The organism is Undibacterium sp. Xuan67W (assembly GCF_049340165.1).
Classification (GTDB): domain Bacteria; phylum Pseudomonadota; class Gammaproteobacteria; order Burkholderiales; family Burkholderiaceae_D; genus Undibacterium.
Map to the genome: position 1 here is coordinate 92,878 of NZ_JBMPPN010000001.1, position 13,510 is coordinate 106,387.

Below are 13,510 nucleotides of genomic sequence, written 5' to 3' on the forward strand. Positions count from 1 at the left end.
TCCTTACTACTTAATAGACAGCAGGACGTCAAACAATTGACTCGCTATTTGCATGAGCTTTCCTGCAGCCTGATACGCTTGTTGGTAACGCAATAAATTGGCAGCTTCTTCATCAAGGTTGACGCCAGACTCGGACTGCTGCGCCTGTACAGACTGCGCTAGCAACTTGGTCTCGGATGCGCTGGTCACCTCAAGCTCGTGTGTCTTGTTCCCCACCAGACTAACTAGTTGGGCGTACGCACCTTGATAGCTGGTAGTTCCGCCAGCGACTGTATTCGCTGTTTGTAAAGCTGACAGAGAAACCGCATTTCTACTATCGCCTGTACCACTGGTATTTTGGGTAACTGTGAACGTGTCGCCATTTTGCGGTGTTCCGGTAACGCTAAAGCTTACTCCGCTAAAACTGATCGTCGCGCCACTTGTGTAGGCAACCGGTGTATTGGCGACATAAGGAGAATATGATGTCGTCACACCGTTATTCGTTACGGTAACGTTCGATCCGACAGGAAATCCCGTAAATGCACCGCCTGTATATGATAATTTGACCGGAGTTGCGAGACTAGCCAGGGTGTAAGTCGAATCGACTGTGCCTGCACTAATTTTACCTGATCCGGTATTGGTGCTGGGTGCAGCCGTAGTTGCGGGTCCAGCGGCCGCGATTTTCGCAATGTCGGAGATAGCCACACTCAGTCCACCTGCACCATTGACGGTCGGTTGAATTAAAAATTCATCTCCCGCAGCTGGTATTGCTGCAGCTGGCGGCGGAGTCAGCTGAAATGTTACGCCATCAATCACCAAAGGTAACGTAGCAGAGGTCTGGGCAGTACCATCCGATAAGCGGGTGATTTTATAATTCGTACCGTCAAATTGCAGACGATAATCACTGGTAGTCAAAGCACTGGCGTTGGTAATCGTCGCATTGATACCGGCAGTGCTCGTATTCAAGCTGCTAGGAGTACTAACTGGAGACGCTACATTAAAAAAGTTACTGCCTAACTGTCCATTCAGGTCTTGCCCTAATTTATGTTGATCATTGAAGGTCGTCGCAAGAGTCGTTGCCACACGACCCAGTGAATTTTGAGCGACATCTAAACTATTACTTCTGAAATCGAATAATCCACCTAATTTACCACCGGGCAGACTATTTTCAGAAAGCAAGATCGATTTACCGTTCGCGACATAGGCGACATCCAAACGGGAAGGATCGGTAAGAGAGGGCGTGGCTGACAAACTATTTACGGTATCGCCAACCACCAGAGGCTGACCACTACCAATATAAATATTGTACTTAGACCCCTGCTGAATAACCGAAACCTTGGTCAGTTTGCTCAAATCTGTGACGAGCTGATCACGCTGATCCAACAAATCGTTTGGCCCTGCACCATTAGAAACGCTTTGCGCTTTTTCTATCATGTCATTAAGCTCAGATATTTGGGTCGCATAGCTATTAATTGTACCGACCGTCGTCTGTATTTCACTATTTACACCGCTACGGATTTCAGTAATACGGTTTTGCAAACCAGTAAAGCGCGAAACGAGTGCCTGCGCTGATGATAAGGCAGACTGTCTGGCTGCCGATCCGGCTGTTCCATTCGGACTGGTCGCAAGATTTTGTACCGATTTAAAAAAGTCCTGCAAGGCTGGAGATACGCCAGCGGATGAGTCAGCAACCAGATTATTAATTTGGGAAATTTGTGAATAATATGTACTAACTTGATTGCTGCTAGATTGTGAATTATTCACTTGCTGCGCAAGGAATTCGTTGTAGACGCGAGCAATTTGATTGACTTGCGTCCCCTGCCCAACAAAATTACCACCGATATTTTGCGGTGCAGCCGCGCTTTGATACAACACTTGCCGGTTGTAACCAACCGTGGAGGCATTCGCAATATTGTGTCCGGTAGTGGCAATGCCCAATTGCGCAGCAGCTAATGCGCTTTGTCCAATGCCTAAAATATTTGAACCCATGATTGATCCTGCTAAGTGTGGTTGCTGCTCATTTGAGCGGCGTCAGTCTTGTTTTCGGAGAAATTCAGCAAAACTTTAATCAGTTGCCATAAAGACTATTTTCCAAAACAACTGGTAAAACTGGTCATTTTTCATGCCCTCACTAAAACAACCAGTAATATCCGTTGGCAGTCATTAATGCCTGCTTTGCTCAGGTAGATAAAGTTTGATTAATAATCTTAGACAGTTTGTTCGCATATTGAGGGTCAGTTGCGTAGCCGGCTTTTTGCAGGCCGTAGGCAAAGCTGGTCGCATCTTTAGCATTGGCGATCACATTTTCATAGCGAGGATTTTTTGTTAAAAGCTTTGCGTAGTCTTTAAAAGCTTCGCTGTAGGAGTCGTAAGCTTTGAATTTCTCAAGCTTACGGTAAGCGACACCGTTCACGTACTCAGTGGTAACAGCATCTACCGTCTTGCCTTTCCATTGGCTGGTCGCCTTCATGCCAAAAATATTGTGGCTAGGGGTACCGTCAACAGACTTGATCTCTTTTTTACCCCAGCCGCTCTCAAGCGCAGCCTGTCCCAACATAAATTTAGCAGGGATGCCAGTTTCGGCACTGGCCTGCTCAGCGTGAACGGCTAACTTTTGCTGAAACTCTCTGACATGCGTTGCGTTGCTGCCGGATGTTTTTCCTTGTGCAACAGCTTGCTGTCCCAGTTTCATACCATCCAGATAAGATTCTATTCCACGAACACTACTTTGCGTTGATAACCCGGATTGACTGGCACTATCATTCTGTAACACCTGATTGACCTGATTACTCGACAACTGCCTGACCAGCGCATCAGCCAGGCCCATACCGCGATTTGCTATGTTCTGTGACAGCTGCTGATCCAGCATCGATGTGTACATCTTGCTTTGCTCGTTATCAAATGGCCCATCCTGCCCGCCCGCCTGACGCATCGATTTAAGCATCATATTCATAAACAAGGCTTCGAATTGTTTGGCCGCCGCTTTGAGCGCCTCAGGAGAATTGTCTTTTGAGGATTGCTTAAGTCCATCCAGGCTTTTAGAATCAAAAGCCAGTTTGTCCGTGAGATCAGTGCGTCCTATCATGGGGAATCCCTAGATGATTTCAAGCTCTGCGCGCATGGCGCCGGACGCTTTCATTGCCTGCAAAATAGCGAGTAAATCTTGTGGAGTCGCACCGATCGAGTTGAGTGCCTTGACAACATCACTCAAATTTGTACCGGCTTTTAAAGTCACCAACTGTCCTGCGTCTTTAGTAATGCTGATATCAGATTTTTGCGTAACAGCGGTCTGCCCTCCAGACAGTGCATTCGGCTGGCTAACGGTCGTATCGTTGTTGATGACGACAGATAAATTACCATGGGCGATTGCACAGGTATCCAGAGTGACTGCTTGATTCATGACGATGGAACCTGTTCTCGCATTCAGGATCACTTTGGCCGCAATTTGTGCAGGTGTAACGTCGATACTTTCCAAGTTCCCTAAAAAAGCAACGCGCTGATCGCTGCCCAGCGGAGAACGTACTTGTATCACGCGACCATCCATGGCGGCGGCAGTTCCTGCACCAAATTTTTTGTTGATTGCATCAACAACCTTGGCCGCGGTGGAGAAATCCGAGGTGTTCAGTTCAAGATGAATAACCCCATCTTGTCCTAATAAAGACGCAACGGCTTTTTCTACGGTTGCGCCTGAGGAAATGCGCCCGACACTCAAATGATTCACCTGCACCTTGCTCCCGCCCGATGCAGCACCGACACCACCCACAAGGACATTACCTTGTGCCATGGCGTAGATCTGATTGTCAGCGCCTTTTAGCGGCGTCATCAATAAGGTCCCGCCTCGCAAGCTTTTTGCATTGCCTATCGAAGAGACCGTAATATCTAGCGTCTGTCCAGGTTGCGCAAAAGGAGGCAACGATGCGGTCACCATCACCGCCGCCACATTTTTTAATTGCAAACTTGTGCCCACGGGAATACTGACACCTAGTTGCTGCATCATGCTGATAATGCTTTGAACAGTAAATGGTGTCTGCGTTGTCTGATCGCCGCTTCCATCCAGGCCAACCACGAGACCATAACCCAGCAACTGATTTTGACGAACGCCTTGAATACCTGCGATGTCTTTGAGGCGCTCGGCTTCACAAACTTGTGACGTCATTACACTCAACAGACACAGAATAGTCAGGCAAAATTTAATCCGCTGTAATTTCATCATAGTCTCACCTGCCAATACACATCATTCATCATAAAGGGATAAAACTCAGGAAAAACCGCGTCAGCAAGGAGTTTGCTTCTGCCCTGTCGATTCTTGCGGTTGAGCGATATTCAAAACGCGCATCAGCAACCTGCGTCGAAGGAACAACATTCGCAGCGGTAATCGTTGTTGGATTGACGACGCCGGAGAAGCGTACATATTCCGCACCTTTATCAAAGGCAAGCTGCTTCTCTCCACTCACCAGCAAATTGCCGTTTGGCAGAACATCAATCACCGTCACCGATATCGTTCCTGTGAAATTATTACTGGCTGTCTGAGCACCACTCTCATCAAATTTATTGGCCGATGTTGATGACAGGCCTGCATTGCTGGTGACGGCAGAAGACAATCCCAAAAATGAAGGCACATTAAAACTCGTGCTGCCACTTTTATTGGCAGAGCTTGCGACGGTTTTACCGGCGCTGGTTTTTTCACTAATTGTGATCGTCAGGATGTCCCCCAACAATCGTGCTTTCTGGTCTTCAAAAAGTGGGCGATAAGAAGCTGATTGATAGATTGCACCATTCAGTTCTTTTTGCGGCTTCGCTGACGCGGGGGGCGCACTCATCGGCTGATGCACAATCGCCGGTGGTACAACAGCACAACCTGTCATCATCAAGATACCAATCAACACTGAGAAAAAACCGAGTTTCATACTAACCTCATAGTTGCGCTAATTTTTGCAGCATTTGGTCTGCGGTGGTAATTGCCTTACTGTTGATCTCATATGCACGCTGGGTCTGTATCATATTGACCAGTTCTTCAGCCACATTCACGTTCGACGTTTCAATAAAAGCCTGACTCAGCAGACCTGCGCCATTCGTGCCAGGGGTATTTGTACCAGGATTGCCTGAAGCCGCTGTCTCTACATACAAGTTCTCACCCATCGACATCAGTCCGGCCGGATTAATGAAAGTAGCCAGCTGAATTGATCCTACTTGGACAGGCGCAGCCGAGCCAGGCTGGGTAACAGATACCGTACCGTCACGGCCAACAGTAATCGTTTGTGCATTCGCCGGAATAGAAATAGCAGGTTGAATGACAAATCCACTTGACGTCACCATCTGACCTTGACTGTCGACTTGAAAAGATCCATCTCTGGTATATGCAGTTGAGCCATCTGGCAGCAAGACCTGAAAGAATCCCTGCCCTTGAATCGCAAGGTCTTTGCTATTTCCGGTTTGCTGGAGATTACCTTGCGTGAATATTTTCTCGGTAGCGACAGGACGCACGCCGACACCAAGCTGCAATCCTGATGGCAGTTGCGTCTGCTGGGAACTTTGCGCACCAGGCTGACGAATTGTCTGATAAAGCAAATCTTCAAATATCGCTCTGGATCGTTTAAAACCCGTCGTACTGACGTTGGCCAGGTTATTGGTAATTACATCCATTTGCGTTTGCTGCGCATCCAGACCTGTTTTTGCTATCCACAGTGAACGTATCATGTCATTTCTCCCTGATCTAACGAATGCGCAATTTCTATAACGCCTACAATTTTCACATCGACCTGCTTAACAACATTGTGTCGTATTCAAACTCAACTTAATGACAGGATCTGACTGGCTTTTGTTGCGTTACTCTCGGCGTTTTGCAGCAATTTCATATGCATATCAAACTGACGAGCCTGAGTAATCATCGTCACCATTGACTCAACGACGTTAACATTACTCCCTTCAAGCATGCCACCTGCCACACCCACTGCGGGATCCGCATCAACGGCACTACCATCCTTGGTTTTAAAGAGCCCGTCATCACCACGTACCAGATTTTCTTCAGGAGGATTGACCAGTTTTAACCTGCCGATAACTTGTACCCCGTTCGGCTTGCTACCGGTCGGAATTGTGGAGACAGTGCCGTCTTTAGCAATCGCGACCGAGACCTCGGGTGGAATGGTGATGATGCCGCCATCGCCTACCACATTGAGCCCAGCTTGCGTTTGCAATACACCGTTTTCATTGAGTTTTAAACTGCCATGACGTGTCAGCGCCTCACTACCATCTTCTCGCTGCACAACCAACCAACCCTTACCCTGCACGGCGACATCTAATTCTCGTCCGGTCATTTGCAAGGTCCCGGTGGAATAATCCGTTCCTACCGTTGCGTCAACGACATAGGTTCTGGTCGGAAGACCGTCACTAACAACGGGAACGGCACGAAAAGAATCGAGCTGCGCACGAAACCCTGTTGTAGTAGCGTTAGCCAGGTTATGTGCTGTCGTTGCCTGCTGCTCCAGCACATGTTTTGCACCTGTCATCGCTGTGTAGATCAACCGATCCATTGCCAACCCCTGTTAAATAACTAAGCGCTAAGAAATACTGTGCACATGCAATGCCTGACTAGGACTAACGCAAATTGACCAGCGTTTGTAGTACCTGATCCTGCGTTTTAATCGTTTGGGCATTGGCCTGATAAACACGTTGCGCCGTAATCATATTGACCAACTCACCCGTCAGATCGGTATTCGAATCTTCAACAGCAGAAGATGTTAACAAGCCTTGCCCACCAGCACCGGGCGTACCAACCAGAGCAGGGCCAGAGGTTGCCGTTTCCGTCCATTGATTGTCGCCTAAGGATTGCAAACCATTTGGATTAGTGAAATTGGCCAATACGACCTGACCTAGTACGGCAGTTTTACCATTGGTATAGCTACCAACAATCGTGCCATCTTTTGCGGTATTAAATTTTGATAACTTCCCGGAGGTGTAACCGTCTTGTTTTAACGAACTGACGCTAAAATCAGAGCCAAATTGCGTACTGCCTGTCATATCCAATTTGATACTTAACGGGGTTGAAATCGGCGTAACAGCGCCAGTCGTCACAGGGATTGTGACTTTCAATGCCTTAGGATCCGTGACAGCAAATGCCGGTGTTGCCGCCACCAGCTTACCAAGATTATCAAATCCTAATTTACCGACAGGTACTGCGACTGCCGGCGGCACATATCCGATCGGTACACCGTCACTCGTTGCGAACACATTCCATTCAGACGTCGATGGCGCAGTAGGAGGCGTCACAGCCGGGTCGATTTTTACGAAGAATGTTTGCAGTACGTGTGAGTTGCCAAGACTATCGAAAACTGCAACTGATGTCGCTTTATTATAAGAAGTAGGATCCGTAGCAGAGAACGCAATGGGTGTCGCTCCACCTGGAACCGTATTTCTGGAGTCCAGATTTAACACTGCGTTGACGGCTGATGTCTGTGCAGGCGCGATATCAGCAGTATTGATATTGATGGCCGTTGCAGCGCCCGTAGCGAGTACCCCGTTAGCATCTGCAACATAACCCGTCAGCTGCGCACCTTGGGCATTCACCATATAACCGTTTTTATCTAACTGAAACTGTCCGTTCCTTGTGTAAGTAATGGCACCATTAGTCGACATTCGAAAAAAACCATTGCCGTTAATCGCGATATCCAGCGGGTTATTGGTTGATGTGATATTACCCTGAGAAAATTGCTGAGCAATGTTTGCAACACGAGTACCGATACCCACCTGAGCCCCGCCGGCGCCATTTAATGAATTCGCAAATACGTCAGCAAACTGCACTTGTGCCTGCTTAAAACCCACGGTACTGGCATTGGAAATATTATTACCAATCACATCCAATGATTTGGATGCTGCATTCAAGCCACTTAAGCCTTGTTGAAAACCCATGATGTTTCTCCCTTTACTGGAAATTAATTAGCTTGCTCGCGAATTAGTAGATTTTTTTCACATCGGCTAGACCGATATCGCCGACATTTGCCACATTTAACTTAACGCCTTGCGCATTCGACGTAACACTGGAAACCATTCCGAAACTTAACGCAGTTGCATCAATTGCCTTACCAGCAACGCTGGCGCTAATTTCAATCTGATACTGTCCATCAGCGGCGACGGCACCTTGATCATTCGTACCATCCCATGTCAGCGCATTGATACCACTTTCCATTGCACCAAGACTCAGTTTTTTCACCACGGCACCAGACGCATCTTTAATCGTGACATCAACTTTGTCTGCACCTTGAGCAAGCTCAACGCCATATACACCTTTGCTCTGAGAGAGTCCTAATTTATTCCCTGCCGCAACGACTCCATGACCAATCATATTGGCGGCCTGCAGGTTTTGGGCAGACAAAAAACTGTTACTCAGCGAGGTAACCGTAGTATTTAGCTTATCAATCCCTGTTACGGTAGACAATTGCGCTAGCTGACTCGTCACCTGAGCGTTATCCATGGGATTTAGGGGATCCTGATTTTTCATTTGCGTTACCAGCAAGGTCATAAAGCGATCTTGCGCCTCCTGCGTGCTTGATTTTGCAGCGGTACCGCCATTCATCGTGGTCAGCAAGCTTGGGTCAACGGTAGTAGTCTGTACGGTAGTCATTTTAATTTTCCTTTAACTTCTGGCGAAGATCATTGACCCAGCGTGAGCGTTTTTAACAACATGGTCTTTGCAGCATTCATCGTTTCAACGTTGGTCTGATAAGAACGGGATGCGGAGATCATATTCACCATCTCCTCCACGACATTAACGTTTGGCATCGCCACATAACCCTTTTCATCCGCCAACGGATGCTTAGGGTCGTACATCAGTTTAGGCGGGTTATTGTCTTCCACAACCTCTTTTACCCTTACGGCTGTAGAGACGGAATCAGCAACAGGCACCGCACTGAAAACAACTTGCTTGGCTTTGTATGGCTGACCATTTGAACTAGTGACACTATCCGCATTAGCCAGATTGCTCGACACAACATTAAGCCGTTGCGCTTGTGCGCTCATTGCAGAACCAGCTACATTAAAAATATTGAAAAGAGACATAATCTATTACCCCTGAATCGCTGACAGCATATTGCGTATCTGCATATTAAGAATCGTCAAACTCGCCTCGTATCGCAATGCATTGTCTGTAAATTGATTACGCTCCACATCCATATCGACAGTATTACCATCAATATTTCCCTGGACCGTTGTCCGGTAAAGTTGCGTACTGCCACCAACGGCTCCTTGGGTGTCGAGATGCTGGGGAGCTGTTTTTGCGAGTTCAGATGGCGCCTGTCCAGCATTTCTTTGCAAGACGTTATTCATCGCGGCAGAAAAATCAATATCACGCGCTTTATAATTAGGCGTATCTGCATTGGCAATATTGGAGGCGATCATCTGCTGACGCTGTCCCCTGATGGACAATGCCGCCTCATGAAATCGCAAATAATCATCGACTTTGCTACTCATCATCCCTCCCTAACCTGCTCTACAGCATGCACAATAACCAAAACGGTTTTTGATGTTTTGCATCTTATCTCCGCAAAAGCAAGAACAATCATTTGAGAAGAACAGGAAAAAGCCTTCTATTCCCCAAATAGGTAAGCGAGAAATTGACTACACTGCAGGAACACGTTTTTAGTTGAGTTGCGATGAAAAAGCTAATTGTTTTATTGTTATTATGTCAGTTGATGCCGACCTTAGCTTGTGCACAGCCGGAAGACCCGCAGCGGATTCGACAAGCGGCTGAGGATTTTTTGAGGAAGCAAAGTGCGGGATTCAGTGGTGAGCCACAGGTTACTGTAGGTGCTGTCGACAATCGCCTTAATCTGGCTACATGCACAAATATTGAACCATTCTTACCTCCAGGTAGCAAACCATGGGGCAAAATTACGATAGGTGTACGCTGCAGCAGTCCTGCAGCATGGGTCGTGTACTTGTCTGCCAGCATTAAAGTCTCAGGTGACTATTATGTTACTTCAGGCAACATAGCCCATGGACAAACGATCACGGCCAATGATTTGATGAAACTGACCGGAGAACTATCGAATCTTCCATCCGGAGCCATCACTAATCCGAATCAGGCAATAGGCAAGTCATTAAACGTATCTGTCACGTCGGGTACCGTAATAAAGAGCGATAGTCTAAAGAGTCCGATAGTCGTCCAACAAGGACAGTCGGTTCGCGTCACCAGTACTGGCAAGGGGTTCCAGGTAGCAACTGATGGGCAGGCTTTAAGCAACGCTAGCGAGGGACAAGTTGCCAAAGTTAAAATTTTATCAGGACAGGTTGTTAGCGGAATTGCGAAAGCAGGCGGCGTTATTGAGATCACTTATTAATCAAGTAATTTCTCAGCAGCACAATATTTCCGCAAATGACGTTAAAGTTTAAAATATCGCAGCCGATATACATAATGTAGATGTATAAAAATCCCAACATAGAGGGTGATGCTGTGAAAATTAATGATGCACTAAAGAGTACCACTGGACTGCCAGCGGGGCCGCAACAGGTTCGCGCCGATCAACAGGCAGAGAAAACAGAAGTGTCGTCGACGCCATCTGCGAAGGTACAGATTTCGCCTTTGTCGACGCAACTTCAGGCCTTACAGAACACACAAGCAAGTAGCGCTGTATTTGAGGCAAAGAAGGTAGAAGAAATTAAGCTGGCCATTTCTGAGGGGCGCTTCCAGGTAAATTCGGAAAAAGTCGCAGATGGCTTATTAGAAACCGTCAAAGATTTATTAAACGCAAGAAAACGATAATCATGAATCTCGTCAGCGCAAAACTGCCTCAATTGAATCAATCTCTGCAGAATGAATTGTCCGCAATGACATCACTGACTGAGATACTGAAATTAGAGCAAGCTGCGTTGATTGAAGGTCATGTCAATGACCTGAACGAGTTTACTAAGCGCAAAGGTCTGTGTATTGCCCAAGTTGCAGAATTAGAAAAAATTCGCAGCACGCACCTTGAAGAAATGGGGTTCTCAAGTGACTTGAACGGAATCAATGCATTTCTGGCGCAAGCACCCGCTGAAACAACGATTGCAGATAACTGGACTCAGCTTCTGGCAATCGCTGAAAAAGCAAAAGAAATTAATCGCACCAACGGCATTCTGATCAACCGTCAGCTAATGCGCAATCAAGGCGCACTCAATGTTCTCCAGCAGAGCAATCCGGCAGGTGCCATGTATGGCCCAAATGGACAGGCCAAAATACAAAACATTACAGGGCGCGGCCTAGTTATCGGCTAACAACCCACTGATAGTCCGAAAGAAATATTTATTTCTTATCGGCATTTACTGCACTAGCTGGATCCGCCAAGGGTACATCAATGACAGGTTCCGGCAAAATAGCCAGGATAGTAACTGTCACCCGCCGGTTCCTTGCTCTTCCCTCGACATTAGCATTCGATCCTACCGGTAATTTCGGCCCCTGACCAATTGCAGTCATCCTGTTTTCATCGACGCCATTTTCCGTAAATAAACGCACTACCGTACTTGCACGGACAGCGGACAATTCCCAGTTCGACGGAAAGCTAGAATTCTTAATTGGCAAATTGTCAGTATGGCCCTCAACCTGAATTGAATGGTTGTCTGCCTTGAGCACCGACGCAATCGCTTTTAACGCCTGATATGAATCAAGGTTCAATTTCGCCTCACCTGGCGCGAACAAAACACTCGCGTTGATCTCAATCGTAATACCGCGACTGGTCTGACTGACACTCACCTTACCTTCGCGCACCAAAGGCTCAAGGACGCTCAAAATATCACGCGCCATACCCGTCATCTGCTCACGTTCTTTGTGCAAAGTTTCCAGGTTTTTTTGCTTAACGAGACGGATAGGATCAAGTTTGATCGCAGGCTCTACATCGCTGTTGGCAGAATGCATCACCATCGCCTGGCCAAATGCACCTGTGAGCGAATTAGATAAGACACGATATTTGCCTTCATTCAAAGAAGATATCGCATACATCACAACAAAAAAAGCGAATAATAAGGTAATAAAATCAGCATATGACACCAGCCAGCGATCATGATTATCACTCTCATCATGATATTTTTTCCTGGCCATGGCGGGCTTATTTTTTGTGGTTGGCAAGGCGCTCTTCCACGACCCGGGGACTATCACCCAAGGCAATGCTGTAAAAAATATCAGATAACATTTCACGTCGTGTTACTTCACTGCTAATGATTTCCTTTAACTTATTACTGACCGGCAGAAAAAATAAGTTGGCTAGCCCGACACCATAGATTGTTGCGACAAAAGCGACTGCAATCCCGCTACCTAATTTACTCGGATCGGACAGATTTTCCATCACATGGATCAGGCCAAGAACTGCCCCCAGAATACCGATAGTCGGAGAGTAACCCCCAGCGGCATCCCATATTTTGACAGCCTGACGCTGTTCAATTTCATATAAAGAAATATCAACATCCAAGATTTCTTTTAAACGAACAGGATCAATTCCATCGATGACTAAGCGCAAACCTTTGCTGATGAAAGGATCTTTACTTGCTCCCATGTAACGCTCTAAGCTAAGAAATCCCTCGCGGCGAGCAACAACGCTCCAGATCAGCGCCTCTTGTATCGTCTTTTTACTCGTGTCGATTGGCATGGATACGACCCATTTCAGCATTTTGACACCACGGATAAACGTAGGCATCCGGCTCTGCAGCAGCACCGCCCCAATTGTGCCAATAACGACAATCACGAATGCGGCGGGCTGCACCAATGATGACAGGCGTCCGCCCTCGATAAGCTGCCCAGAGAAAATTCCGGCAATAACTAATACAAGCCCAATTATGCTAGCCCAGTCCACGCTTTCTCCCTTAAAGATGCTCTTAATCGAGCTACTGCCTGGCTGTGTAGTTGTGAAACCCGCGATTCAGATACCCCCATCACCGCACCGATTTCTTTTAAATTCAATTCTTGTTCGTAGTACAGCCCCATTAAGAGCTTCTCTCTCTCGGGAAGGCTGTCAATTGCAAAGATAACCGCATCACGAAAATCTCCATGCAACAAATCCTCCAAAGGATCACCCGACTGATCGGTACAATAATGATCCAGAAAATGCTCTTTGGTATCGGCGTCATGAAAGTCTTCATAGTAGACCAATTGGTGCCCACCACTTTCACTCAAAACATCCTGATATTCAGCCAGGCTTAATTTCAATTGTTTGGCAACTTCCGTTTCTAACGGAGGCCTGCCTAACTTTTGTTGAAGCGTGTTCATTGCCGTCTCAATCTTACGCATATTTTGACGGACTCCACGCGGCAACCAGTCACTATTCCTCAACTCGTCAAGCATCGCGCCGCGTATGCGCTGTACAGCATAAGTCTCAAATTGAGCACCATGATTATCTTCATAGCGGTTGACCGCGTCGAGCAAACCTATCATGCCGGCCTGAACAAGATCGTCCACCTCAACACTGGGGGGTAAGCGCGCCTTTAATTGATAAGCAAGTCGTTTTACCAGAGGAGCGTGCTCTGTGAGTAGAGAATTTTTGTCTGACTTTCCGCTGGCAGTGTACATAATTTC

Annotated in this window: 16 protein-coding genes; 3 read left to right on the forward strand and 13 right to left on the reverse strand. The window is 47.0% G+C overall.

Annotated elements, in window-relative coordinates:
* Positions 1-6: 6 nt before the first annotated feature.
* The 10 genes from flgK to flgB form a co-directional block, all read right to left on the reverse strand.
* On the reverse strand, positions 7-1,968 hold the full coding sequence (flgK, locus tag ACO0LE_RS00420) for a flagellar hook-associated protein FlgK (RefSeq protein ID WP_422958456.1): 1,962 nt from the start codon (positions 1,966-1,968) through the stop codon (positions 7-9).
* Between the two features lie 190 nt (positions 1,969-2,158).
* Positions 2,159-3,064, reverse strand: coding sequence for a flagellar assembly peptidoglycan hydrolase FlgJ (gene flgJ, locus ACO0LE_RS00425; RefSeq protein WP_422958457.1), 906 nt, complete (start codon positions 3,062-3,064; stop codon positions 2,159-2,161).
* Positions 3,065-3,073: 9 nt separating this feature from the next.
* Positions 3,074-4,135: a flagellar basal body P-ring protein FlgI gene (locus tag ACO0LE_RS00430; RefSeq protein WP_422958458.1), complete on the reverse strand. Its 1,062-nt coding sequence runs from the start codon at positions 4,133-4,135 to the stop codon at positions 3,074-3,076.
* Between the two features lie 85 nt (positions 4,136-4,220).
* On the reverse strand, positions 4,221-4,886 hold the full coding sequence (locus tag ACO0LE_RS00435) for a flagellar basal body L-ring protein FlgH (protein WP_422958459.1): 666 nt from the start codon (positions 4,884-4,886) through the stop codon (positions 4,221-4,223).
* 7 nt (positions 4,887-4,893) lie between these two features.
* Positions 4,894-5,676 carry a flagellar basal-body rod protein FlgG gene (flgG, locus tag ACO0LE_RS00440; protein WP_422956930.1) on the reverse strand — a complete coding sequence of 261 codons (783 nt, stop codon included), beginning with the start codon at positions 5,674-5,676 and terminating at the stop codon, positions 4,894-4,896.
* Between the two features lie 92 nt (positions 5,677-5,768).
* Positions 5,769-6,509 carry a flagellar basal-body rod protein FlgF gene (gene flgF, locus ACO0LE_RS00445; protein ID WP_422958460.1) on the reverse strand — a complete coding sequence of 247 codons (741 nt, stop codon included), beginning with the start codon at positions 6,507-6,509 and terminating at the stop codon, positions 5,769-5,771.
* Positions 6,510-6,573: 64 nt separating this feature from the next.
* Positions 6,574-7,884 (reverse strand): flagellar hook protein FlgE, encoded by a 1,311-nt coding sequence (gene flgE / locus ACO0LE_RS00450; RefSeq protein ID WP_422958461.1) that lies wholly within the window; start codon positions 7,882-7,884, stop codon positions 6,574-6,576.
* Between the two features lie 43 nt (positions 7,885-7,927).
* Positions 7,928-8,596, reverse strand: a complete 669-nt coding sequence (locus ACO0LE_RS00455; protein ID WP_422958462.1) for a flagellar hook assembly protein FlgD — start codon at positions 8,594-8,596, stop codon at positions 7,928-7,930.
* Between the two features lie 29 nt (positions 8,597-8,625).
* A complete protein-coding gene (gene flgC / locus ACO0LE_RS00460) occupies positions 8,626-9,030 on the reverse strand; it encodes a flagellar basal body rod protein FlgC (RefSeq protein ID WP_422958463.1) in 405 nt (134 codons plus the stop codon).
* 6 nt (positions 9,031-9,036) lie between these two features.
* The gene (gene flgB / locus ACO0LE_RS00465; protein ID WP_422958464.1) at positions 9,037-9,441 is read right to left on the reverse strand and encodes a flagellar basal body rod protein FlgB; all 405 of its coding nucleotides are present in this window, start codon (positions 9,439-9,441) and stop codon (positions 9,037-9,039) included.
* A gap of 182 nt (positions 9,442-9,623) precedes the next feature.
* Between flgB and flgA the strand changes: the two genes are divergently transcribed.
* The 3 genes from flgA to ACO0LE_RS00480 all read left to right on the forward strand — a co-directional run bounded on the left by flgA (position 9,624) and on the right by ACO0LE_RS00480 (position 11,223).
* Complete coding sequence (flgA, locus tag ACO0LE_RS00470) at positions 9,624-10,310, forward strand: flagellar basal body P-ring formation chaperone FlgA (protein WP_422958465.1); 687 nt, start codon at positions 9,624-9,626, stop codon at positions 10,308-10,310.
* 113 nt (positions 10,311-10,423) lie between these two features.
* Positions 10,424-10,732, forward strand: coding sequence for a flagellar biosynthesis anti-sigma factor FlgM (gene flgM, locus ACO0LE_RS00475; RefSeq protein WP_422958466.1), 309 nt, complete (start codon positions 10,424-10,426; stop codon positions 10,730-10,732).
* Between the two features lie 2 nt (positions 10,733-10,734).
* A complete protein-coding gene (locus tag ACO0LE_RS00480) occupies positions 10,735-11,223 on the forward strand; it encodes a flagella synthesis protein FlgN (protein ID WP_422958467.1) in 489 nt (162 codons plus the stop codon).
* Positions 11,224-11,251: 28 nt separating this feature from the next.
* Here ACO0LE_RS00480 and motD read toward each other — a convergent pair whose 3' ends face one another.
* Genes motD through ACO0LE_RS00495 form a run of 3 tightly spaced genes read right to left on the reverse strand, consistent with a single transcriptional unit; the run spans position 11,252 to position 13,504 of the window.
* Complete coding sequence (motD, locus tag ACO0LE_RS00485; protein ID WP_422958468.1) at positions 11,252-12,043, reverse strand: flagellar motor protein MotD; 792 nt, start codon at positions 12,041-12,043, stop codon at positions 11,252-11,254.
* Between the two features lie 7 nt (positions 12,044-12,050).
* Entirely contained in the window at positions 12,051-12,791 is a 741-nt protein-coding gene (locus tag ACO0LE_RS00490; RefSeq protein ID WP_422958469.1) for a flagellar motor protein, read from the reverse strand.
* Positions 12,773-13,504 (reverse strand): RNA polymerase sigma factor FliA, encoded by a 732-nt coding sequence (locus tag ACO0LE_RS00495; protein ID WP_422956940.1) that lies wholly within the window; start codon positions 13,502-13,504, stop codon positions 12,773-12,775. The genes ACO0LE_RS00490 and ACO0LE_RS00495 overlap by 19 nt, the downstream gene beginning before the upstream one ends.
* Positions 13,505-13,510: the final 6 nt, after the last annotated feature.

Coding starts and splice junctions, on each gene's coding strand:
- ACO0LE_RS00480 (WP_422958467.1), top strand. CDS start 10,735: ATGAATCTCGTCAGCGCAAAACTGCCTCAATTGAATCAATCTCTGCAG.
- ACO0LE_RS00495 (WP_422956940.1), bottom strand. CDS start 13,504: ATGTACACTGCCAGCGGAAAGTCAGACAAAAATTCTCTACTCACAGAG.
- flgG (WP_422956930.1), bottom strand. CDS start 5,676: ATGATACGTTCACTGTGGATAGCAAAAACAGGTCTGGATGCGCAGCAA.
- flgF (WP_422958460.1), bottom strand. CDS start 6,509: ATGGATCGGTTGATCTACACAGCGATGACAGGTGCAAAACATGTGCTG.
- flgB (WP_422958464.1), bottom strand. CDS start 9,441: ATGAGTAGCAAAGTCGATGATTATTTGCGATTTCATGAGGCGGCATTG.
- ACO0LE_RS00430 (WP_422958458.1), bottom strand. CDS start 4,135: ATGACGTCACAAGTTTGTGAAGCCGAGCGCCTCAAAGACATCGCAGGT.
- ACO0LE_RS00435 (WP_422958459.1), bottom strand. CDS start 4,886: ATGAAACTCGGTTTTTTCTCAGTGTTGATTGGTATCTTGATGATGACA.
- motD (WP_422958468.1), bottom strand. CDS start 12,043: ATGGCCAGGAAAAAATATCATGATGAGAGTGATAATCATGATCGCTGG.
- flgK (WP_422958456.1), bottom strand. CDS start 1,968: ATGGGTTCAAATATTTTAGGCATTGGACAAAGCGCATTAGCTGCTGCG.
- flgJ (WP_422958457.1), bottom strand. CDS start 3,064: ATGATAGGACGCACTGATCTCACGGACAAACTGGCTTTTGATTCTAAA.
- flgC (WP_422958463.1), bottom strand. CDS start 9,030: ATGTCTCTTTTCAATATTTTTAATGTAGCTGGTTCTGCAATGAGCGCA.
- ACO0LE_RS00455 (WP_422958462.1), bottom strand. CDS start 8,596: ATGACTACCGTACAGACTACTACCGTTGACCCAAGCTTGCTGACCACG.
- flgA (WP_422958465.1), top strand. CDS start 9,624: ATGAAAAAGCTAATTGTTTTATTGTTATTATGTCAGTTGATGCCGACC.
- flgE (WP_422958461.1), bottom strand. CDS start 7,884: ATGGGTTTTCAACAAGGCTTAAGTGGCTTGAATGCAGCATCCAAATCA.